Genomic DNA, 22,296 nt, shown 5'->3' on the forward strand with positions numbered 1-22,296 from the left:
ACCTGTTGCGCAAGGAAGTTTAACGCCAGCCATAATCGAATGACTGGCGCCGGGTCAAATTATTGAATCGTGATGGTTGTTCCCTCAGAGCCTTCAATAGACTCTTTCAGGGTTTCGTTGAGAGTGCGGATGTCTTCTTCAGTTAACCCCAAGTCCTCAAGAGTAGGAAGATACTCGTCCAGCTCTTCATCACTAAACAGGCCGTCTCCGAAAGTGGCGTCCTGATCTTCGTTGTTGCCTTCTTCATCGCCACCGGCTTCCTGGTCTTCTTCATCGGAAGCTTCGCCGTCTCCGTCTGTTGTGCCTTCTTCGCTGCTGCCTTCCTCGTTGTCGGTTTCGCTACCCGTGCTTTCTTCGTCCAGTGCCTGGATGGAAGGGGGGAGTCTGGGAATCCGGCGAGGCGGCTGGCTCAGACCACCAGCGGCAATATTGCCAGCTGGTACGATCATTTCTGCACCACCTGAGCGAATAATGCCCGTACCCTCATTAACCCGCAGAAATGCCTGGGGAGGGGGTGATGTGTTGCCCGAGGCGTTTTGGTTTGCTGGAGGGGGCAGGAAAAAGGTGTCCATATCCGTCCCGCGAATCCCCATGGTGGCAACGGGGGTATCGATTTGAACCCTCTCTGGTCGAGCTTTACCCAGAGCACCTGTAACCGTCCTCAGCCCGCCTCGAGTCAAGCTGACCAAGGACGAATCATCCTCGTCATCATTAAAGGTGTATTCGTCCACAACCAGCTCGGTGCGAGGGCGCAAGGCCATACGGGCACCATCGACCATGCGTAATTGGGCGCTACTCGCAGCAGCAGTGATCAGGGTGTCACCGGCAAGAATATCATCACCACGGTTGGCTTCAATTGTCTGATTGCCACGCTGAATACGGACATCGCCATGAACAAATTGAAAGCTGCCCACCGGTTCAGCGGCCCAGCTTGATGAGGATAATAGGAATAAGCCAATCAGAATGGCTAAGAGTCCTGCTGATGCTTTAGAAACGATAGGGTTGGAATTCATAACGCACACTCATTTTTACAGTCAGACGATTGTATTCGGCCACTTCGTTGCTACTGGTCAGCAGGTTGTAGTTCAAATTCGGCTCTAGAACCCAACGGGAAGTTGGCTTGTAAATAGCACCAAAACCTAAAGAAAACAGGTTTTCATCACTTCTATCACCGGAGTAAGTGCGGTTAGACCAGCCTGCCTTGCCTTTTACTTGTAAGTGATCGGTGAAATTGAAAGCGACTGAAGAATTGATTCCTGGCGCTGCCAGGTTGCCGCTGTTGGCATCGGGCTGTTCGCTTCCTAGATAATGGCCGGTAAAAACGAGTGTCATGGGTGCAGACGAATTACCAACCTGGGTTATCCAGCCACCCCCTAGAAGATAAAAGTTGCCATCATTATCAGGTGTCTCGTCATAGCTAAGGCTGGAGAGGTTGGAAAAAGCCAGGAGATGGTTACTCGTGGAGAGGGAGAAACGGCCATTGAGACTCAAAAGCCCCTCTTGGACTTCTCCTGCTCCATCTCTCCAGCCGCGGTTCCAACCCGGTTTAAGACTGGCTTCCCAATGGCTGGCAGTATAAGTGCCGCCAAGATTAAAACCCAATTTTTGACGAATATAATCGGCTTCTTCGAAAGGTCGGCTATCCTCCAATCGATAACCTGCACTCAAACTCAAGCGGTCACTAGCTTGGAATCTTAAGTTTTGATGTGCTGCTAATTCGGAAAAAAGACTGGGTTCTTCGGTGAAGGTGAGGGTGTTGCCACCTTGATCAATACTGGTGCTGGGTGAAGAGGAAACATTGGAGTCATGTCCAAGAGCAGCAATCACGCGTGTAGTGAGCGTGAAGCGTTTAGGGGCTGTTAAGCGGGTTAACCTGGCTCTTAGTTGGTTGACTTGCTGTAAGACCGCTTCTGAAGTTGCATTCCTCTCGAGGCGTTTAAGCTGATTTTCGGCACGTTCATAGCCTTGTATTTCAATGAAGGCTTCAGCCAACAAAACCCTGCCTTGATGATTATTGGGTTGAACCAGAAGTAGTCGCTCCAGTGCCCAGATGGCTTCATGGGGCTGCTGTTGAGCCATAGCCGCTTGAGCGAACAGTAAGTCGTAACCTGCCTGGCCAGCAAATTCACCCTCTCGAGGCTGGAGTTGTTGATAGACCTCTTGGCTTTCACCGGACTCCAGGCTTTGCTGTAAAGCATTTAAAGAAGGCAGCTCACTGGCCATGCTGGCTAGGGGCAGGGTTAGGCTTGAAAGCATCAAAGTTAGCGCTACCCCCCTAGGGGGTAATAAAAAGCAGGTAGATTGCATGAAGATGTACTCAGTAACAATTAGAGGAAGCGAATTCGATCCACAAAAAGCTCAGCCGGTTGGTGAAAAAGCTGACTTTAATTACCATATATACCTCGTCAGATTAGCTAATTTATCATGGCCGGGCAAGCTGAGATGTCGCTGACAAGCAGCCTGTTGACGAGAATGTGAAGTAGATCAAATCTATTTGCATAGAATTAATCATTATATTTAAAAATATTTTTATAGAGTCATTTTTAACGAATAGTTAATTTAACATTTATTATTTTTGACTGTTTTCTAGTGTAATTTTTTTTGGGAAAGCGTAGCTGGGCCTACCGGCTTTTATGTTTCTGATATATATTCTGGCAGTCAAGATAATTCCGGTGCAGGGTGTAAAGGAGATACCATGGAAAATAAAATGCTTAAGCTAATGGGTTTGGCCTTAAGTGCGGGACTGATGACAGGTTGTATAACCGGCAGCGATGATTCTTCATCGGGCTCTACTGGCTCCACTAGTAGTTTTGATGCGCCTGAAATTCAAGCAGCAAGAACGCCTGTTGCCATTACCACAGCCAATGCGCCGGAAGCGGCAAAATCTACTGTCGATGCCATGGATGCTGATGAATTAGATCCTTTGGATAATTTGGATCTGGGTACAACTACCGCATCAAGTGAAACCAAGGCGTCAGAGAATCTGGTGGCCTGGTCTCATGCTACGTTGGATGGTCTTGCTGACTGGGCGATGATGGAAAGAGTTGCCAGTGCTGAAACTCAATCAGAGGTTCAGGCCTGTACTGGCGGCGGTAGTATCAGTGTGACCATGTCGGAAGAAGGTGATTCCACTCAGGGTTATTTGGTTGCCGTTATATCGTTCAACTCTTGCATAGCGGATACTTTTAACGCCGATGGCAGCCTGTCCGTGTCCTCACAGTGGACTTCCAGCAGTGATAAGTCGGAAATCGTCGCACGTAATATGAAAATTACCCCGGCGACCGGTGAAAGGATCACGATGAATGGCGGTTTGACTGAACAGTGTAGCTATACTTCGGATAATGATTATTGTAAAGCCACATCTGCTGGGCTTGAAATCAACGTAGGTAGCGAGTTCTTCCGAGTCTATTCCTTGAATGAGGAGTACTGGGACTATTCTTACAGTTCAACAAGCGACTGGGATAACCAGATTAATTCGTCTCTAAGTCTTGATGCCAGTCATCTGGACGGCAGCTTGAATTTTAGTACTCCGCAAACCCTGAGCTATAAGTATTCTTGGGATGACTTTCCCAGTGAGGGTCAGATGAAGATGCTGGGTGCTAATGACAGCAGTATTCTTTTGACTTTCAGTCGACCTGGTTCTAGTCCGGTTGTGCAGATTGATGTGGATACCAATAACGACGGGGTCTACGAGTGTACACAATCCGGCGTGACGGAAACCCAGTTGTCTGAAGGAACCTGGAGTTGTTCTACATCCACGAGTACTGAATCGAGCTTGTAAAGCTATAGGTTAGTAATATTGAAAGAGGGCCTTAGGCCCTCTTTTTTTATTTGATCCGCTTTCCTGTTCCAGCCTAGTAAAACGTACAGACAAGTTAACCTGAGGTATACTTGGGTTTGAACGTATTTTAAGGGGGCGGCATGCGTTTTTTGTTACTGGTCATCTTCCTGTTTTGGTCTGTGCTGGCTACAGCCCAAGGGCTCCTGGTTGCCTGGGAGCCGGGTCAGGCTCCAGCTGTTATTCAGGTGCCTGCTACCGAGGATCAATCTACCTATCAGCTAGCCGGTGAACGTCAAAGAACGGCACCCAGTGTCGACTACGAGCTTTACCTCTACGAAGTAGAAGACCGTATCCAGTATTTACAACTCTTTCGGCAGCTGCGTGCCGATCAGCGTGTTCGTTTTGTCGAAAAAAATGCCAGGGTTGAGATTCAGGCCGGTCTGTCGCCGCCGGAGCATTTTGTTGCTTTGGGGCTGGTGGATGCTTCGGATCAATTGATCCAATACCCCTGTGACCAGTTTCCCATTGCTATCGTTGATACTGGTGTGGACTTGGATCATCCTGCATTAACAAATGGCGTGACTCTGGATTATCAAAAGAACTACCTGGATGAATCCAGCTTGCCCGACGATGATCATGGCCATGGAACCCATATTGCCGGTTTAATTGCTGCCGAGCCCGCTGAATTAACCAATAAGGATACCAATGAAAAGCAGAGTATTGCCGGTGTTTGTTCAACGGCAGTTTTGCATGTTCAAAAAACCCTGGATTCCGTCTCTAGGGGCCGTTTGTCCGATGTAAATGCTGCCTTGCTGGATGCTCTGGAAAGTCACGGTTCTACAGATGGACCCCGTTTTCCGATTATCAATACTTCGCTGGTGGCTTCGGGAGGACGTTCGACCCTGGAGGGCGTTCTCGGAGATTTGAGTGATCGGGGGCAATTCGTTATTGCTGCTGCGGGTAATAACGGTCAGTTGATTGATATCTACCCCAAGTACCCGGCTGCGTTTAGTAATGACTTGCCTTTAGTGATCAGCGTGGGCAATTCCACTTCAAGCAATCAGCTGCATTCCACCAGTAACTATGGCTACCAGCAGGTCGATCTGGCTGCACCCGGGGAGTTATTGTTCAGTAGTTGGAAGGAGGGTGAATACCGCTTATCGACAGGCACTTCCATGGCGACTCCGTTGGTAGCAGCTACTCTGGCTGCCTTGATGCAGAAATATTCGACGGATACCAGCTTAACTTCAGAAGCCTATCGGGCTGCCTTACTCAATAGCCTGAGTCTTAATCGCACAGACCTGGAGGGCAAGCTTCGCTACCCAGGTGTTTTGAATACCCGAACGGCCTTGACTGCAGATAAAACCGACTTGTTCAAGCCCACCTGGTTCAACTTCGACTGGATTGACGGTGCCGATGCCCTCTATTTAAAGGGCTATGAGTTATCTCAGGTGGATAGCCTGGTTTTCAGAAAGGAAGGAGCCAGCTCTACAGAGACTGTTGCTTTCGAGTATGAGGCGACCGAAGATCGTTTGAGAGTCACCTTGCCTTCAAATTGGCAGGAAGGACGACTGGAAATTCAAGCAGGCAGCCAGGATTTAGAGCCTCTCGATTTTACCCTGATGGTTCAGGATAGCCTGCCGGAGGATGTCACCCTTTGTGAAGCGGAAACCTGTCGGATTGCCTGGGGTGCTTATAATGTCGATGTTACTCGGCGTGATGGCAACGCTGATACGACCTGGTGGTTATCCACCCGTGATGAGGGCAGTGACGAACTCCTGGTTATTACCGGCGTGGATCTGAGCGCCAACTGGGAATTCTATTTTTCCGGTCATCCGCGTTTGCGCCTGGTGGGTATGGAGGCCAAGCAAGCGAGCCAAGGCTATCGGCTGTTAACTAGTACGGAAGGCTATACCGCCGGTTCCCAGGGTTACTCGGGGAGTTGGGTCGTGGATCAACCGGGTGACTGGTCAACTTTGGAGCCTCCTTTCCAGCAGTTGGTATTACGTCCTGATGTGCGCCTGGCTTCCAGCTCCAGTAGTCGAGTGGAGTGCTATATTGCCACTCAGGTTTATGGCGATGCTTATGCGCCACAAGTTCAGTCTTTGCGGGATTTTCGTGATGAAGTTTTGATGAGCTTCAGTGCGGGACGCTGGTTGGTGGAGCAGTACTATACCTATTCGCCTGATATTGCCGAGTGGATGGCCGACAAACCCCGGCTTGAAGCCGGAGTTCGTTGGGTTTTGGATGCCTGGGTGAGTCTGTGGGAAAAAATCAGCTAGGAGCCCTAGGAAACCACTGATTTTTTCTTGGGTATTTCCTAGGTGGGCAGGAGTCCGGCAAAACTGACGCCGCTTTCCCTGGGCGTGACCTGGGGATCACCTAGACTGCGGGTAATCACCTGAGTACCTGAGTCCCGTCCCAGGCTCCAGTCGGCCAGCGCTTTGAAGGGATGTTCCAGGCTGGTTTTACCCTCAATATGGGGAGTAGCCACTGAGGTGTCTTCCAGGCGAGCAATTTCTTCGTTCGGGAAGAGTTCCCCATAAAGACCACCGTTGACCTGCTCGCCGATGACCAGCATGTAGTTGCCTTCTCCATGATCGGTTCCCTGGTCGCCATTGCTGCGAATCTGGCGGCCAAATTCACCACTCAACATAAAGACGGTATTATTTTTGACACTGGAGCTTAGGTGTCGGGTAAGCATATCCAGCCCCTGATCGTTGCCAAAAAGAGTATTCAGCAGGGGTTCAATCATGTCGGCCTGGTGTTTGTGACTGTCCCAGCTGCCCAATCCCAGGGAAGCTACTTTCATATTCAAGAGGCCGCCGGTGTGATTGAGTAGATCATAGAGAGTCGTGATTTGACGATGAAAGTTCTTTTCCAGATCCAAATTGGCTAAGCCCTCAGGGAGAGGGTTGCTGGAAAGGATGCTATCCAGGTTTTCAGCCAGATTGCGCAGTTCTCTTTCATGATCCAGGAGCAGTTGCAGGTGATCGGGGAGTTCGGTTCGTTTACTCTGCAGGCTGCCATAGTAGCTGGCCTGGGCGCGCGAGAGAACGGCGCGCCAGTGCTGCTCATTGATATCATCATGCAGGCGATGGTCAAACAGACCCGCTGCCCGGGAGTCTTCCAGCGTGATGAGGTTGTCGCTGCGTGCCCGCCGATCCAGGTTGGTATCCGATGGGCCAAAGCAGAAATTGCGCGGTGTTGAGGTCAGAGAAATGACCCGCCCTGTTGTGTGTTCTGCAGCCAGGCGTCCTCCCCAGCCGGAACCCAGCAGGGCGGTGGATTCAGTATCCCAGCGGCCATAATCCAGTGCCATAAGTGAGCGGACGTGGTTACGCGAAGGGGAGCCTAAAACATTGCTGATGATACCGACTTTGCCGCGATTAATTTGCTGAGTCAGCCAGCCGGCTTTTTTGAGAATACCAAACGTCTGGCCGCTCAGAGTGACCGCATCATAATTCTCATCCCAGTAGGTCTGCACGGTATCGGTATTGCCATTACGTAGCTCGTGGGCAGTGAAATGATTCTTCCAAAAGCTTTTACCAAAGGTGCTTGAGGGGAGAGGGGTGATCAGATGGCGCAGATCCGGCCCACCATCCAGAGTGATTTGCACCACCTGGCGACTGCTGATGGGGCTGGCGTTTGCTGAGGTGGATGCCAGGCTACCCAGTCCCAAAAGCCCTGATGACAGGTAAAAGGGGCTGGCCAGTCCGGATAGTGACAGGGCTTTCAGAAAATCACGACGTTGCATTAGCGCCCCTCCTGAAAAAACATATAGGGGGTATTGGTAATAAAGTTGACCGCTTTACCCAAATGATCGGCCACTTCCAGGCGCTCCTCCCTTGTGCTGGTAAAAACACAGGCGTTAGCCTGGTGCTGATAATACTCATGCAGGCCGCCACCTTCGCTCAGCTCGGTTTCACTAAACTGGCTATCATAGGCAACCCCGCCGACATAGGCTTCATGCCAGGTAGCTGCTGCATCCTTGCCGTTATTGATCAAGGCATAGACTTGAACCCTTTCCAGAGGTCCAAAGTTTTTCAGGCCATCGGCAACAAAACGCTGCCAGAGCCATTCCCCCACAGTTTTTGCGGTCAGGCAGGAGAAACCACTTTCAGCGGGAGGAAGCAGGCCTGACCAGTCTTTTTCCCAAACCAGGGTGTCATCTTCATGGCGGGTGGTGCGTGCAAAACGCCAGCTATCGCGGGTAAATCGATTAAAGGTACGCAGAAAATATTCACTGCTGCCGTAGGCATCTTCACCGGTCTGGGCACCAAAGACATTGTGGTGAGGCCGAAAAACGCTGAAGCCGCTGGAATTGATACTCCCCTGGGGGTCATAAATGTTTCTAACCGCATCCTGGACATCGGTAATCATACGGTTACTCAGGATCAGGGAACGATCAAAGGTGGAGTAGTACTTGATTCTTTCCCCGGTATGAAAATCGGTGCTGGTGGCATAACCCTTAAGGAAGGTCATCAGGTTTTTTTCATCCAGGCTGGCCCAGTAGTCCCTGATACGTTGCTGACGAGCAGGGTAGTCGCTGAGGGTATCATCAGCCAACCATTGCACGATAATGATGGGCAGGTTGTTGAGGCTGTCAGGATGTTGTATGGCTAGTGGACCCAACTGCTCCAGTGCTTCCTGGGCATTACCGGCTGAAATCGTATGGTGCAGAATTTCTAGGGGGCTGCCAATCTTATAATTCTCGTAAATCATGGTTGCCGAGGCGGCGCCACGGCGTTCCTCGGGATACATTTCGGTCAGCAGGCGCGCCATGTTGGGGATGCTGGTATTTTCATGGTAATCATCACTGCCGTTGCGGTCACTGAGGATGCCAAAGAAAAGCTGGAAGTATTCCCGGGCAAAATCCTCATTAACCTGATAGGCACCACCATCGAAGTGATTTTCCTTGTGGTTGTATTGAACCGCAATGGCGGCATGGCCTGCAGCCCTGGTGAGTACCTGGTCAAAACTGAGATCGGCTGCAACTGCTTCCATGATCTGGTCGTAGTAGTTGACGATCTGATGGCGGGTGACTCCGGCATCCTGATTGGCGGCCAGGTGGTAGTTGGTTAGGTAAAAACCGATTTTTTGGCGAGCAGGATTTAACCCCGGCGTGTGAGCTGCACGAACCCAAATACGTTCAGGTGCTCGCCAGGCATCCAGCGTGTAGTTGTCGCGAGAAGCTGCCGGAATGAGATTCTGCGCGTGGTTGCTCGACCAGAAATCACTCAGGCCTTGCAGACTGCCGTGTTCGCCAGTCGCTGATGCGGTTTGTAGAGGTGATACCAGGGGATGAAATTCCCCCATATAGAGGATTTCTTCTATGGCATGATGAGGCGGTTGGTCAGCTCAGGCCTGAATTTGAGCATCAGTCGCATGGCTGCCATAGGCAAACAGATGCAACACCTTGCGTACGGCGGTTTCATCCCAAGTCTCATCCGAGACCCTTTCAAGCCCGGTCATTTCCCTGGGAGCTGCTGTTTGTGCTCCTTGAAGGGTTACAATTTGCGGATTCAGGTTATCATTACTACCAGAATCTGATCCACCGCCACATCCAGCCAGCAACCAGAAAAGGCACAAGAGTCCAATTAAACGCAAAGAGAAAAAATCAATCATAAAGCCTGTCTCTTAAAAGCCTTGGTTCGATTGTATCCCTGGCTAGAGCAAAAGAGTAGTTCAGAATGTAAGCTTTTTTGTCTGTTAAAATAGACAAGCTGGCTCACAGGTATCTATATACTTTTGAAAACAGGGGTTTATTTTTTTATTACTTGTTTTGTCTGGGGATTTATTTAGTTACTATTCTTTCTTTGAATTGGAGTTGAGGGAACACCTGTCCATGCCCACTTTTTCCCGTCGACGTTTTTTGCAGGCTTCAGTTGCAGGCTTGGCAGCGACGAGTTTATCAGCCTGTACGAGCCAGTCGGTTCGCCGTCAAGACCTGCCTGCTGCGGGTGAGCAGCTACAGCTTCTTTTTTACGCCGATACCCACGCGCATTGGCTGCCGGTTACAGCCCATCCCCCGGCTAACCACCTGGGACCGATGGATCTTTTGGGCCAGGCTCCCTACATGACCGAAAGCAGTCGCTTGGATGCGCTGGGATTAAGTCCAGAAACTTCTGCGGCTGCCTGGCTGACAGCCAGGGGGGCACGCCAACAGGGGCTAGGCCTGGGCAAAATGGGCGGCTATGCAGCCTTGGCAGCAGGTCTTAAAGCCCGTCGGGAAGCTTTTGGCCCCCAGGCCAGTCTGACACTGGAAGGCGGCCAATGCTGGAATGGCAGCGGTCTGGCTCAGGTATCTTCTGGTCGTCACGGGCCTTTGTCCAGCCACTGGCTGGGAGCCGAGGTTAGAATTGCTAGTGAAGAGCAGCAAATCTGGCCAGACACCTACAGTGAACTCTATCAGGCCTACCAGCGCCCGGTGTTATCCGATGAACACCCCCTGAGCTTTTTTGACAAGGGCGGCATGCGCCTGGCTGTGATTGGCGTGACCTACCCGGATACTCGGGCCGAAGGCTGGGATGAAAATACCTGGCTGGCGCAAATCCAGTCACAAGTACACCAGGCCGGAGAAGAAGCTCAGTTGGTGCTCTTGTTATCCGATGCCGGGACTAATCCCAATTTCTGGCTGGCTCAGCGCCTGCAAGGCGTGGATTTAATCCTGTCATCGCGTGGACAGGATCTTTGGCCTGACCTGGTTTCTCCGCGTCTAGAGAACGCCAATCCCATTCCTGTCTGTCTGGCAGGCTCCCAGGGGCAGGGCTTTTTTGAAATCCGTCTGACCTCAGCTGGCGATCACTGGCAGCTGGAAGCCGACTATCATCCGCTCTGGAGTCAACTGGCTCCAGCCGCTTCAGGAGTGGCCGAACAGATTGCCCGCTTGAGAGCACCCTTTGCTGGCTGGCTGGAAGAACCTCTGGCTGTTGCTCCTGACTGGCTCTATCGACGCGATGCTCTGGCTGGAACCTGGGACCAGCTGATTGCCGAGGCCCTGAAAACCCAGGGAGCACAAATGACCCTGGCGCCCGGCTTACGTCACGGTCTGGCTGTCGCCCCCGGAGAAACCCTGACCCGTGAACACCTGCTCAGCCTGACCGCTGGTTATGAAGCGCCGGTCTATTCGGTTCAAGCCGGTCGCGAAGAGGTTCGATCCAGATTGGAAGCGGGCACAGCCCAATGGCTGGGTTCGTCACTGTTTCTGCATACCAGTGAAGATCTACCGCGCTTGACGGGAGGTCAGTATTTACTGCGTTACCAGGCTCCAGCCGGACAAAGGGTTGCCGAATTGCAATGGCCTGCTCCCAGTACCAGTGATCAGGTGCGCATTAGCGGCTGGTCACAGCACTATCAGCAGGAAGGCACTCCGCTTTGGCAGCTACTGGAATCCTGGTTGCGTGAACGTCCGGCCAACTGGCAGTTACCGGAAAAAGAAGAGCCCAGCCTGGCTTTTGTTGAAGGTCATCCCGGCTGGCATCCGCAAGCGCTGGTTTCCGGAGAGCCTTCCTGATGCCTGCCTGGCTGCCTGTGAAATCCCTGCTGCAGCTGAGTGGCTGGTTGCTGGTTGCCTGGATGAGTGCCCACTTGACCTGGACGCTTTTGCTGTACGCGCAGCCATCTACCCAGGCTAGACCGGCCTCCACTTCAGGAGCCGCCACGCCAGCGCCGGTCATCTGGCCGGATTCCCTGGCCAGTCATTGGCTGGCTTCTTCCTCTCCGGCACCTGAGGTGGAAGAAAGGGTTCAGCCCAGCCGCCTGGCCGTTCAGGTTCAGGGATTGTTTTATTCATCCCGGGCAGAGGCATCCCTGGTGGTCCTCAAGTATCAAAATCAGACGTTCACTCTGGCCGAAGGTGACCCCCTGGAAACGGGGATTACCCTGGTCAATATCCGCCCCCAGGCGCTGGTCTTCCGGCGCCACGGCCAACTGGAGCAGGTGGATCTGAACCTGACCAATGCCGAGGAAGTGGCGGATCCGTCCCAGCTTTTAAATCAGGAAGACAGCGAAGGCACTGCCAGCAACCGTCAGACTGCTGCTCCTGAGGTATCTGGCCAAGCGCAAACGTCGTCGCCTCGAACGGAGACTGCCCCGCAATCAGTGGATCGGGAGTTACGCGTGGGCACCCGGCCTTTGGAAGATGCCTTCGGCCCGGATTTTCGTGAATCTCTGGTGCGTGACCCTCTACAGTTGATGCGACACGTCACTCTGGTACCGCATTCGCAGGAAGGAGAACTCCAGGGCTATCGCCTGAGACCCGGATCAGACCCTAATCTTTTCCAGGCTTTGGGTCTGGAAGAAAATGATCTGCTGGTCGCTGTCGAAGGCAATCCGGTCAGCGATTCCTCACAAATGATGCAATTACACAGTCAACTGGCAACGGCTCGCAGCCTGGAGGTGGAATTACTCCGGAAGGGTGAGCGGTTGCGGTTAAGTCTGGAAATGGAGTAAACGGTGAAACTAATCAAAATAATCGGGCTGTTACTGCTGCTTTGCTGGCCAATTTGGGCCGGTGCAGAGGAACGCTACGCCGTCAATCTCAGGGATGTGGAACTGACTGAATTTATTCAAAGTGTCGGGCGGATTACCGGTCAGAATTTTGTGGTTGACCCGCGGGTGCGTGGCCGCGTGAGCGTGCGTAGCCAGCGAGAACTGACGGCCGAAGAGGTTTACCAGGTATTCCTTTCCCAGTTGCGTGTTAATGGTTATGCCGTGGTGGAACTGGATGAAAACCGGGCCAAGGTCGTACCCGAACAGACCGCACGCCTGGAACCTCTGCCCACGGAAACGGCTGAAAACCCGGTGTCCGAAGGTCTGGATATCATGGCCACCCGCGTGGTCACCGTGGAAAACTCCAGTGCCGCCCAGCTGGTCAATATTCTCACGCCACTGATGGACCGGCGCATCGGGGTGATTACTCACTACGAGCCTTCCAACCTCCTGATTTTGACTGACTGGGGCAGTAACCTGGATAGACTGACCCGTCTGGTGGAACGCATCGATACCGCCAGTAATGACGATATGGAAGTCGTGCTTCTGGAACATGCGGCTGCCACGGAAATGCAGGGGCTTTTGAATCAACTGCTGCGCCGGGAAGGTCAGGGCAATGCCAATGCCCCCACTCTCTTGGCAGATAGCCGCCTGAACCTGCTGATCATTCGTGGGGATGAAGCCACCCGCGAAGAAGTCAAAAATCTCATTGCTGAACTGGATCAACCGGTCGAGCGTTCGGCCAATACCCAGGTGTTTTACCTGCGCCATGCTTCGGCCCCGGAAATGGTGGAATTGCTAAGAGGCTTGACTGAGGAAACAGCAACGGGTGGCGAAGAAGGTTCGACCAGTGCATCTTTGAAAATCCAGGCGCATGAGGCCACCAATGCCCTGGTGGTGTCTGGCAGTCCCGACCAGATCCGCGAGATGCGCCTGCTGGTGGATCAGCTGGATATCCGTCGTGCCCAGGTGCTGGTGGAAGCCATTATCGTGGAAATTTCCGAAAACCGCGCCCGCGATCTGGGGGTGCAGTGGTTGTTTGCCGATACTGCGGATGGTTCCATCCCCGTAGGCGCAGGTGGTTTTCCCGGTAATACCTCCCTGGGCGGGGAAACCAGTGCCAATCTCTTGAGCGGTGACCGAGCCTCGATTTTTGAAGCCCTGGCTGGCATGACCGGAATTACCGGCGGAGTGGGGCGGCTGTCTTCTTCGGGCATCAGTTTTGGCGTCCTTTTGAATGCCATCCAGCGGGATACCGATTTTAATATCCTCTCCACGCCCAGCATCCTGACCCTGGATAATGCCGAAGCCTCGATTCTGGTCGGTCAGGAAGTCCCCTTTATTACCGGCTCCACCGCCGGGGACAACAACACCAACCCCTTTCAGACCATTCAGCGCCGGGAAGTGGGGATACGCCTGCAGATCAAGCCCCAGATCAATGACGGGGATTCCGTGCGTCTGGAGATTCTCCAGGAAGTCTCCAATATCGAGGATGCCACCCGGGCCAGCGACATTATCACCAACAAGCGGGAAATCAGCACCACGGTGATGGCCGATAACAACGACATCATCGTGCTGGGCGGGCTGATTCGCGAGGATGAGCAGGAGACCTTTAGCAAGGTGCCCTTCCTGGGGGATATCCCGCTGTTGGGGGTATTGTTCCGCTCCAGTAGTGTCAGCCGGGAAAAACGCAACCTGATGGTGTTTATCAAGCCACGTATTCTGCATGACCGCGATGCCCTGGCTCTAGCTTCCAGTGAAAAATACCGCTATATGCGGGCTGCTCAGCTACTGCGCGATAGTGAACAGCGCCGCCTGGATGCCTGGGAACCTCAGGGGCTTAACGAACAGGAAGTCAATCTGCAAAGCCTCTTCCCGGCGCGGCAGGAAAGGCCATGATGCGAGTGGAGTTGCTGCCTTACCGCTTTGCCAAGCGCTTTGGGGTGTTGGTGGAACCCCAGGCTGACGGTCGTTATCTGCTGGTGGTCGATGAGGAGGCAGATTTGTCCAGCATCCAGGAAGTCTTGCGCACTGCGGGTGACCCGCTGGCGCTGGAAAGAGTCGCTCGTGAGGATTTTGAACGCCGCCTTTCCCGTACCTATGATGCCGGACGAGCTTCCACCACCGAGCTGATCGAAGGGCTGGAAGAGGTTAATCTCGACAGCCTGATGGAAGAACTGCCCGCCATTGAAGACCTGCTGGAGAGCGAGGGTGAGGCCCCGATTATCCGCCTGATTAACGGGCTCTTTTCCGAAGCCCTGCGTTTGGCTGCTTCAGATATCCATATAGAAACCTTTGAGCAGGAGTTGCTGGTCCGCTTTCGGGTGGATGGTGTGCTTCTGGAAGTCATGCGACCACCGCGCAAGCTGGCTCCCATGCTGGTCTCGCGAATCAAGGTGATGGCGCGCCTGGATATTGCCGAAAAACGTCATCCCCAGGATGGTCGCATTACCGTGAGAACGGCAGGACGGGAGGTGGATATCCGCGTTTCCACCCTGCCTTCCATCTATGGCGAAAGGGTGGTCATGCGCCTGCTGGACAAGACCGCGGCCTTGATGGGCCTGACCGAATTGGGCATGCCGGAAAAAGTTCGCGAAACCTTTCGGGATTTGCTCAAACAGCCCAATGGCATCCTGCTGGTAACCGGGCCAACCGGGTCGGGTAAAACCACCAGTCTCTATGCCAGTCTCAATGAACTCAATGATGCCAGCCGTAATATCCTTACCGTGGAAGATCCGGTGGAATATGCGATTGCCGGTATCGGCCAGACCTCGGTTAATGTCAAAGCGGGTATGACCTTTGCCAAGGGGCTGAGAGCCATTCTGCGCCAGGACCCGGATGTGGTCATGATCGGTGAAATCCGTGACCTGGAAACAGCCTCCATTGCGGTGCAGGCGAGTTTGACCGGGCATCTGGTGCTTTCCACCCTGCATACCAATTCGGCACTGGGGGCCATTACCCGCTTGCGTGACATGGGAGTGGAGCCCTTTTTGCTGGCCTCCAGTCTCAAGGGAGTCATGGCCCAGCGCCTGGTGCGTCGCCTCTGTAACCACTGCAGCCAGTCTCGACCCTTGCGGGATTCCGAACGCGCCTGGTTGGGTCAGGCTGCTGAAGGGCTGCAAGAGGTTCGTGATGCCGTGGGCTGCCCACATTGTCAGCAGACTGGCTATTCCGGGCGGATCGGTCTTTATGAACTCGTTCCCATTAATGCCAGTCTGGCCGACAAGATTCACGAGGGGGCGGCTGAGGCTGAAATGGCCCGGGAAGTTTTTCAGGAGTGGCCGGACCTGCTGGCTGCCGGGGTGGAACGTATCGCCCGGGGAGAAACCACCCTGGAAGATGTCCTGCGCGTGACCCGGAGTTAATGCATGGATTCCTTTCGTTATCAGGCGTTGGATCGTCAAGGCAAAACCCAGAAGGGGGTGCTGGAAGCCGATAGTGAACGTCATGCGCGTCAGCTCTTGCGTGATCGTGGACTCTTTCCCCGCAAGGTGGAAATCAGTCACGGCAAAGCCGAGCGGACGAGCCCTACCCGGTCGGCAGCCGGTCATCTGAGTCATGATCAGAAAACCCTGTTTACCCGCCAACTAGCTACCCTGGTTGCCGCGGGTTTGCCCCTGGAAAACGCTCTGGAAACCCTGAGCAAGCAGGCGGAAACCGACAAGCAACGCAGTCTTCTCCTGGGACTGCGCACCCGGGTGCGCGAAGGCCACAGCCTGGCGGATAGCCTGAAAGCCTGGCCGCAAACCTTCCAATCACTCTATATCGCCCTGGTTGCAGCCGGGGAAAAAGCCGGACGTCTGGATCAGGTACTGCAGCGTCTAGCCGATTATCTGGAAACCACCCAGAAGCAACGTCAGAAAGCCGGTATGGCGCTGGTTTACCCCGTCTTGTTGACCCTGGTTTCACTGGGGATCGTGATTGCCCTGATGACCTTTGTCGTGCCTCGGATTGTCAGCCAGTTCGATCATGCCGGGCAGACTCTTCCCGCTATCACCCGGGCCCTGATCTGGATTAGTGATACCCTGAGAGACTGGGGGCTGCTCTTGGCCTGCCTGCTTGTGGGCGGATTCTTGCTGGTGCGTTTTTTACTCAGCAAACCCCGATTGCGTCTGGCCTGGCATCGCAGGCAACTCAGCCTGCCATTGGTAGGCAAGCTGGGGCGGGCTTTGAATACCGCGCGTCTGGCGCGAACAGTTGCCATTCTCACCGGCAGTGGTATCCCCCTGCTCGAAGCCCTCAAGGTGGCGCGGCAAACCCTGGGCAATCTCTATATGCAACAAAAGGTGGAAGGCATCATTGATCAGGTTCGTGAGGGGGTGAGCCTGCACCGCGCACTGGAAGCCAGTGAGGAGTTCCCGCCGATGATGGTTTATATGGTGGCCAGCGGCGAAGCCAGTGGTGAATTGGATCAGATGTTGACCCGGGTCGCTGATTTGCAGGATGGCGAATTTCAACAAAAAGTGGATGTCAGTCTGGCCTTGTTTGAACCCCTGATGATTCTGTTCATGGGGGGCGTGGTGCTGACGATCGTGCTGGCGATCCTCTTGCCGATTATGCAGTTGAATGATGTGCTCAACCTCTAGTGTGTAAACCGAAGGAAGAAAAAATGCAGCAAGTCAAAAAAAACAAGGGTTTCACCCTCTTGGAAGTGATGGTGGTGCTGGTCATTATCGGCCTGCTGGTTGCGATCGTGGCGCCCAATGTTCTGGATAACCAGGACAAGGCCATGGTGCAAAAAGCCAAGGCCGATCTGGCCAGCCTGGAGCAGGCACTGGAAATGTATCGTCTGGATAACTTCAATTACCCCACCAGTGAACAAGGCCTGGATGCACTGGTTACTAAGCCCACCCTGGCTCCGCAACCGGATAACTACCGCGAGAATGGCTATATCCGCCGCTTGCCGACTGATCCCTGGGGCAATGACTACCAATACCGTCAACCGGGAGAACACGGCCGCGTGGATATCTACTCCCTGGGGGCGGATGGTCGTGAAGGCGGCGAAGATCTGAATGCCGATGTCGGCAACTGGGAACTCTAGGTCATCTCTTGATGTTGCCTCGGTCCCGCCAGGCAGGCTTTACCCTGCTGGAAATGATGGTGGTGATTTTTATCCTGGCTTTGACTGCCTCACTGACCCTGCTCACGCTGGGACGTAATGATCAGAGTCAGGTTGACAGCCAGGCGCGGCAGTTATTGACCGATTTTACCTTTGCCCGGGATCTGGCTTTGAATTCTTCACGGCTGGTGGGCTGGCATAGCGATGCTGAGGGGTATTATTTTTCCCGGCGTAGCTCTCGGGGAGATTGGGAAAAATACACCAGTCGCGGTTTGCCGCAACGTCGCTGGCCGGAAGGACTGATCCTGGTGGGCAGCGATAGCCCGGAAAACCCAACAGCAGAGCACCTTGAGCAGCCTCGTCTGGTTTTCTTTCCCAGTGGTGCCCTGACGCCAGCCCGCCTGACGCTGCAGTTGGGGGAGGCCCGTCGCAGCCTGCAGGTTGCCGCCAGCAGGCTGGAATTGCTGGATCGGGAGGCAGCGGATGAAGACTAGTCATCAGGAGGGCATGACTCTGGTCGAGGTGCTGGTGGCCCTGTTTATTCTGGCGTTGCTGGCGGGTATGGCCAATCAGGTGGTGACTCGCGCGGTGGATGTGCGTCTGGCTGCTGAAGAGCGCTCACTGGCACAGCTCTGTGCCGACAACCTACTGATGGCCCGCCTGATCGAAAAGGATGTCTGGCCGGAGCTGGGACGCGAGGAAGGTGAGCAGACCTATGCCGGTCAAACCTGCTATTGGCTGCTGGAAGTACAGGGAACACCGCTGCCCACGATGAGACGCCTGGATATCAGCGTTTTTGCCAGTGATGAGCGCAGCTACCAGCTGGCGCGGGTTTCCGGTTTTGTGGGGCAATAGCATGCAAGACGGGCAAAAGGGTTTTACTCTGGTTGAAGTTCTGGTGGCCCTGGCCTTGATGGCAGCCCTGGCCGTAGGACTCACCCTGGTCGTGACCCAGGTGCTGGATGCCCGCAATCAATTGAGTGAAGTGCGTGCTAACGGGCGGGATGGCGTGGTCAGTTTTCTGACCCGTGTCGATCGCCAGCTAAGCCAGTTGGTGCCTCGCCAGATTCATCTGGCCGGGGAAAAGGTTGGTGACGGAGGTTTGGAAATCAAGCCGGCAAGCCGGGAGCTAAGCTGGGTGAGTGGCGGTCAATGGGCCTTGCCTCTGGAGGACTATTCGACCCGCTTGCGTCTCTGGCGAGTCCGCTGGGAAGAGGAGAGTCAAACCCTCTATCTGGAGACCTCGGGCCTTTTGGATGCGGTGGAGGAGCGGATCTGGACAGCGGCCGATCAATTGCACGGGGTGATGGCGGTGGATTGGGCTTTCTACTACCCGCCTGCCTGGCAGCCCGACCCGGTAGCCGGCAGTTTGCCAAGCGGTGTGCGCTTGCAACTGACGCGGGAAGAAGGGGAGTATCAGCGCCTGACCCTGCTGCCTGAAGTCCGGCGAGCCCGGCCAGCCACGACGGGAGCAGGTCAATGAAGGCTTCTCGGCAGGAGGGAATGGCGCTCTTGGCTGTTCTCATGATTCTGGTGGTGGTCACCCTGGCTTTGACCCAGATGCAGGGAGCCAGCCGTCAGGATCTCGAGCGCCTGGATCAGCGTCGCAGTCAGCTACAGGGGCGTGCCTATATGCTGGGTGCGGAAACCCTGGCCCGTCAGGTACTGACGGATAGCCGTATCCGTGAGCAGCCGCGTTGGTGGAATACCCTGCGGGGAGAGCCAGTGCCCTATCCGGTGGATGAAGGGCTGTTAACCCTGACCGTGACGGATCTGCGCGGCTGTTTCAATCTCAATCATCTGGCCGGACTGGAAACCCAGGAAGCCAGTTTCGATTTACAACAGCTTCTGCCCTGGCGACTTTATATCAATCACCTGGAGCAGACTTCGAGCTGGCTGAAGGATTTGTCCCGTGAAGTTTTTCTGGACCAGTTGCGCGATTGGGTCGACAGTAATAACGAAGCGCTGGAATTTGGTGCTGAAACCGGCCAGTACCTGCTGGCTGACCCACCCAGGGTAGCTGCCAACCAGCCACTGGTGGATCTGAGTGAAGTCAACTGGCTGCAGCCGGAAAATCGTGAGCGTTTTCGCCACTTGCCGGCCGGTCTCTGTGTACTGCCGGACACAGGCTTGCGTTTAAATATCAATACCCTGCCACAAGAGCAGTTGCCGCTTTTGTGGGCACTGATGGAAGGTCAGGTACCCAGGGCCGCTTTGGAGGACTGGTGGCATGAGCGGCCGGAAGTGGGCTATGACCAGTTGGAAACCTTCTGGACCGACCTGGGCGAGAACTTTCTGCCCCAGGACCTGGCCTGGAAGCAAAGAGTGGCTGCCCGGCTGATGTTTGTCAGTGATTACTATCGGGTCAGTATTGAAATGAACCTGAATCAGCGTGAAATGGTGTTTGAAAGTGATATCTACCTGGGGCCTGATGCCGAAACCCAGGTTTATGCGCGTCGCTGGGGGCCGGTTGATGGCCGGGTGACCCTGCAGGATCAATTGCCGGATGAAGAGGCAGCGGCACAAGACTAGTTGCTGCCTGGAAGGAGGATTCAAGATGCAAGGCATAGAAGCCTTGGCTTTTAACAAGTCGGCACAGACCGGGCAGCTACTCGTGCGCCTGGCGGTGGATGCCGAGGCCGATGACTACTGGTGGCTGCCGGAGGCTTCAGCGCCTCGGCGGCTCAGTATCGAAGAGGCTGCTGAAATGAGCCATCGCCAACCGGCCCAGGTTCTTCTGGATACTCGCGGAGTGCGCCTGGATTGGGTGGAACTACCTCCCGGTGTCAAACCAGCTGAAGCCAGCTTACTGCTTGAAGAGCATCTCAGCCAAAGCCTGGAGGAGGTGGAAATCCTGCCCCTGAAAAAGCAGGGACGCCAGCTGCTAGTGGCAACCCTGGATCGGCAACAGGCTGAGAGCTGGCGTGAAAGAATGCAGGCTAGCCATCTGCGAGTCGGACGCTGGTTGCCCGAAGCCCTGGCCTTTGCCCAGGCCAGCCCGGAAGAGGATCTGGTGATCAGTGAAGGAGGCCGGATCTGGCGCTACTGCGCCCGCGAGCAGCAAGTCCTGCAAATGCCGCCAGCCCTCTATGCACAAATGGCCTGGTCGCACTCCCTGACGCCCTGGGCTTCGAGTGATCTGCCCGGTGGTGCCCTGACGCCTTTTCTGGGTCAACACCTGCCACCGCGCATCAATCTCTGGCCGAGTGCCGCCTGGCGTGCCTGGCTGGCCCCCTTGAAGGCACTCAAAGGTCTGAAAAAACAGGGGCGCACTGCTCTACCCTGGGCCCTGCTGGTTTGCCTGCTGTTGGGGCAGTGGATTCTGGGCAGTCTGCAGGATGGATCCGAGGCGACAGGCCAGCGTTTACAGCAATTAAGCCAGCAACTGACCGGTCGCCAGCTGGAACCCCAGGCTTTGCAGGCTGAGGTGACGGCTCGTGTGCAAGCCCTGCAGGCACAGCAGCAATGGCAACAGACCCGTCAGCTAGCCTGGCAGACTCTGGCCGAAGAGCTGCAAGCCTTTCCCGGGCTGGAAGTGACTCGTCTGCAACTCAACCGTGAGGGTATTCGGGTGGAACTGGCTGGTGTACAAGCCGAGGATCGGGTCGCTCTGCGTGCAATTGAGGGACGCTGGCAATTTGATCAGGAACGGGCTATTTGGGAGAAAAACTTATGATGGCAGCCTGGAAAAGCTATTGGTCAGGACTGGAAGCCAGGGAGCAGCGCCTTTTGAAGCTGGGGCTGCCGGTGATTCTGGTGCTGGTGGTCTATTTGCTCTGGGATGCCTCTGTCCTCAAGCCGGGACCTTCGTCCTCGCCTGCTAGCCTGGATACTCAAGCCCTGGTGGAAAGACTGGAAAGTCTTCAGGGGCGTTTGCAGCCCAGGGTAGCCATGTCCGAGCGGCGCTGGCAGGCGCTGGCTGCCAGCCAGGGGCTCCAGCAGATCCGCGTCCAGGCCGAGGAGGATCGCTGGATTCTGGAGGCAGTGACCGAGCAGCCGGCCAAACTGGAACGCTTTCTTCAAGCGGCCCAGGAACGGGGGTGGTATTGGCAGGCTGTGGACCTGCAGGGCAGCCCTCTGCAACTCAAAGTGGAATTTGTCAGTCTATGAAAGTCGTTCAGTTCATTTTGTTGCGCTTAGCTTTTGTCTTGCTCTGTGCCTGGATTTTTGTGGTGACCTGGATTCATCAGGCCCCGGTTCCCTGGCTGTTGGAGCAGGCTCAACGGGGTTGGCTGGCCTCCTGGGTGCCACCCGCTCAAAAAAACTTGGTGAATCAGTTGTCTCCCCAGGCTTTTAACGGAACCCTGGGGGCAGGGGAGGCCAGCCAGCTTTCCCTGGCCGGTCTGCAACTGGACTCGGTGCAATGGCAGCTTTCCTGGTGGCGACTGGCCCTTTTCTGGCCCCGGTTAAGTGTGCATCTGGGTGATACCCCTCTGCCCTGGGTATTGGAAGCAACAGCCGCGCCCTGGGGCAGTCAAGTCACCCTGCAGGCCGGTAGTCTGGAAGTCCTTCGTGGAGAAGCCCTGCCTTTGGCTCTACAGGGCCGTCTGGAGGGGCAGCTGCGTTTTATTCCCACCCTGGGAGGGGGTGTTTTTGCCTGTCAGAAGCTGGAAGGCCAGTGGCAGGGACGAGTGCGTGTGGCCAGCCCTTTGCAAGTGGATCTGGGTGAAGTACGGCTGGAGCCTGGTTGTCCCCAGTCCCAGCAATTGACCTGGACACTGGCTGCGGTCAAGCAGGATGCCCATGAGTTGCATTTGCAGGGTCAGGCAGAGGCGGGCCGCTGGTCATTTACTGCCACGGCCCAGTCGGCACAGGAGGCGCAACTGGGCAGCCTCCTGCAACTGCTGCAATGGCGGCCCACCCGCACGATTAATCAGGGTGAGTTGGCTCCGGGGCAGGAATATGAAGCTCGCGGCAGTGGGCGCTTTTAGGTTGGCAGCCCCGCATGGCAGGGCTGGAGCTC

The 22,296-nt window shown here is 54.8% G+C and carries 20 protein-coding genes; 15 read left to right on the forward strand and 5 right to left on the reverse strand.

What is annotated here, in order from left to right:
• Positions 1 to 59: 59 nt before the first annotated feature.
• Both DFK18_RS08325 and DFK18_RS08330 read right to left on the reverse strand, forming a co-directional pair.
• Positions 60 to 914, reverse strand: coding sequence for a FecR family protein (locus DFK18_RS08325; RefSeq protein ID WP_162299736.1), 855 nt, complete (start codon positions 912 to 914; stop codon positions 60 to 62).
• 73 nt (positions 915 to 987) lie between these two features.
• Positions 988 to 2,256 carry an outer membrane beta-barrel protein gene (locus tag DFK18_RS08330; protein ID WP_162299737.1) on the reverse strand — a complete coding sequence of 423 codons (1,269 nt, stop codon included), beginning with the start codon at positions 2,254 to 2,256 and terminating at the stop codon, positions 988 to 990.
• A gap of 439 nt (positions 2,257 to 2,695) precedes the next feature.
• Here DFK18_RS08330 and DFK18_RS08335 point away from each other — a divergent pair, with 439 nt between their 5' ends.
• Positions 2,696 to 3,781: a hypothetical protein gene (locus tag DFK18_RS08335; protein WP_114417803.1), complete on the forward strand. Its 1,086-nt coding sequence runs from the start codon at positions 2,696 to 2,698 to the stop codon at positions 3,779 to 3,781.
• Positions 3,782 to 3,921: 140 nt separating this feature from the next.
• Positions 3,922 to 6,063 carry a S8 family serine peptidase gene (locus DFK18_RS08340; protein WP_114417804.1) on the forward strand — a complete coding sequence of 714 codons (2,142 nt, stop codon included), beginning with the start codon at positions 3,922 to 3,924 and terminating at the stop codon, positions 6,061 to 6,063.
• 38 nt (positions 6,064 to 6,101) lie between these two features.
• Here DFK18_RS08340 and DFK18_RS08345 read toward each other — a convergent pair whose 3' ends face one another.
• From DFK18_RS08345 to DFK18_RS08355, 3 genes are read right to left on the reverse strand one after another with little or no spacing between them, the layout of a single operon-like run.
• The gene (locus DFK18_RS08345) at positions 6,102 to 7,538 is read right to left on the reverse strand and encodes a DUF1501 domain-containing protein (protein ID WP_114417805.1); all 1,437 of its coding nucleotides are present in this window, start codon (positions 7,536 to 7,538) and stop codon (positions 6,102 to 6,104) included.
• The gene (locus DFK18_RS08350; RefSeq protein WP_114417806.1) at positions 7,538 to 9,100 is read right to left on the reverse strand and encodes a DUF1800 family protein; all 1,563 of its coding nucleotides are present in this window, start codon (positions 9,098 to 9,100) and stop codon (positions 7,538 to 7,540) included. The genes DFK18_RS08345 and DFK18_RS08350 overlap by 1 nt, the downstream gene beginning before the upstream one ends.
• 42 nt (positions 9,101 to 9,142) lie before the next feature.
• Entirely contained in the window at positions 9,143 to 9,409 is a 267-nt protein-coding gene (locus DFK18_RS08355) for a hypothetical protein (protein WP_114417807.1), read from the reverse strand.
• A gap of 220 nt (positions 9,410 to 9,629) precedes the next feature.
• Here DFK18_RS08355 and DFK18_RS08360 point away from each other — a divergent pair, with 220 nt between their 5' ends.
• From DFK18_RS08360 to gspN, 13 genes are read left to right on the forward strand one after another with little or no spacing between them, the layout of a single operon-like run.
• Positions 9,630 to 11,297 carry a bifunctional UDP-sugar hydrolase/5'-nucleotidase gene (locus tag DFK18_RS08360; RefSeq protein ID WP_114417808.1) on the forward strand — a complete coding sequence of 556 codons (1,668 nt, stop codon included), beginning with the start codon at positions 9,630 to 9,632 and terminating at the stop codon, positions 11,295 to 11,297.
• Positions 11,297 to 12,235 (forward strand): type II secretion system protein GspC, encoded by a 939-nt coding sequence (gene gspC, locus DFK18_RS08365; RefSeq protein ID WP_114417809.1) that lies wholly within the window; start codon positions 11,297 to 11,299, stop codon positions 12,233 to 12,235. The genes DFK18_RS08360 and gspC overlap by 1 nt, the downstream gene beginning before the upstream one ends.
• Before the next feature lie 3 nt (positions 12,236 to 12,238).
• Complete coding sequence (gene gspD / locus DFK18_RS08370; protein WP_114417810.1) at positions 12,239 to 14,173, forward strand: type II secretion system secretin GspD; 1,935 nt, start codon at positions 12,239 to 12,241, stop codon at positions 14,171 to 14,173.
• A gap of 50 nt (positions 14,174 to 14,223) precedes the next feature.
• Positions 14,224 to 15,639, forward strand: a complete 1,416-nt coding sequence (gspE, locus tag DFK18_RS08375) for a type II secretion system ATPase GspE (protein WP_425451593.1) — start codon at positions 14,224 to 14,226, stop codon at positions 15,637 to 15,639.
• A 3-nt stretch (positions 15,640 to 15,642) separates the two neighbouring features.
• Positions 15,643 to 16,860 carry a type II secretion system inner membrane protein GspF gene (gene gspF / locus DFK18_RS08380; RefSeq protein ID WP_114417811.1) on the forward strand — a complete coding sequence of 406 codons (1,218 nt, stop codon included), beginning with the start codon at positions 15,643 to 15,645 and terminating at the stop codon, positions 16,858 to 16,860.
• A gap of 23 nt (positions 16,861 to 16,883) precedes the next feature.
• On the forward strand, positions 16,884 to 17,315 hold the full coding sequence (gene gspG / locus DFK18_RS08385; RefSeq protein ID WP_114417812.1) for a type II secretion system major pseudopilin GspG: 432 nt from the start codon (positions 16,884 to 16,886) through the stop codon (positions 17,313 to 17,315).
• 11 nt (positions 17,316 to 17,326) lie between these two features.
• Positions 17,327 to 17,827, forward strand: coding sequence for a type II secretion system minor pseudopilin GspH (gene gspH / locus DFK18_RS08390; protein WP_114417813.1), 501 nt, complete (start codon positions 17,327 to 17,329; stop codon positions 17,825 to 17,827).
• Positions 17,817 to 18,188, forward strand: coding sequence for a type II secretion system minor pseudopilin GspI (gene gspI, locus DFK18_RS08395; RefSeq protein WP_114417814.1), 372 nt, complete (start codon positions 17,817 to 17,819; stop codon positions 18,186 to 18,188). Before gspH ends, gspI begins: the two co-directional genes overlap by 11 nt.
• Position 18,189: 1 nt before the next feature.
• A complete protein-coding gene (gene gspJ, locus DFK18_RS08400) occupies positions 18,190 to 18,816 on the forward strand; it encodes a type II secretion system minor pseudopilin GspJ (RefSeq protein ID WP_162299738.1) in 627 nt (208 codons plus the stop codon).
• Positions 18,813 to 19,865, forward strand: coding sequence for a type II secretion system minor pseudopilin GspK (gene gspK / locus DFK18_RS08405; protein WP_114417816.1), 1,053 nt, complete (start codon positions 18,813 to 18,815; stop codon positions 19,863 to 19,865). Before gspJ ends, gspK begins: the two co-directional genes overlap by 4 nt.
• Positions 19,866 to 19,890: 25 nt before the next feature.
• The gene (locus DFK18_RS08410) at positions 19,891 to 21,009 is read left to right on the forward strand and encodes a type II secretion system protein L (RefSeq protein ID WP_114417817.1); all 1,119 of its coding nucleotides are present in this window, start codon (positions 19,891 to 19,893) and stop codon (positions 21,007 to 21,009) included.
• On the forward strand, positions 21,006 to 21,443 hold the full coding sequence (locus DFK18_RS08415; RefSeq protein ID WP_114417818.1) for a hypothetical protein: 438 nt from the start codon (positions 21,006 to 21,008) through the stop codon (positions 21,441 to 21,443). The genes DFK18_RS08410 and DFK18_RS08415 overlap by 4 nt, the downstream gene beginning before the upstream one ends.
• The gene (gene gspN, locus DFK18_RS08420; RefSeq protein WP_114417819.1) at positions 21,440 to 22,264 is read left to right on the forward strand and encodes a type II secretion system protein N; all 825 of its coding nucleotides are present in this window, start codon (positions 21,440 to 21,442) and stop codon (positions 22,262 to 22,264) included. Before DFK18_RS08415 ends, gspN begins: the two co-directional genes overlap by 4 nt.
• Positions 22,265 to 22,296: the final 32 nt, after the last annotated feature.

The organism is Marinospirillum perlucidum (assembly GCF_003336805.1).
GTDB classification, from domain to species: Bacteria; Pseudomonadota; Gammaproteobacteria; order Pseudomonadales; family Halomonadaceae; genus Marinospirillum; species Marinospirillum perlucidum.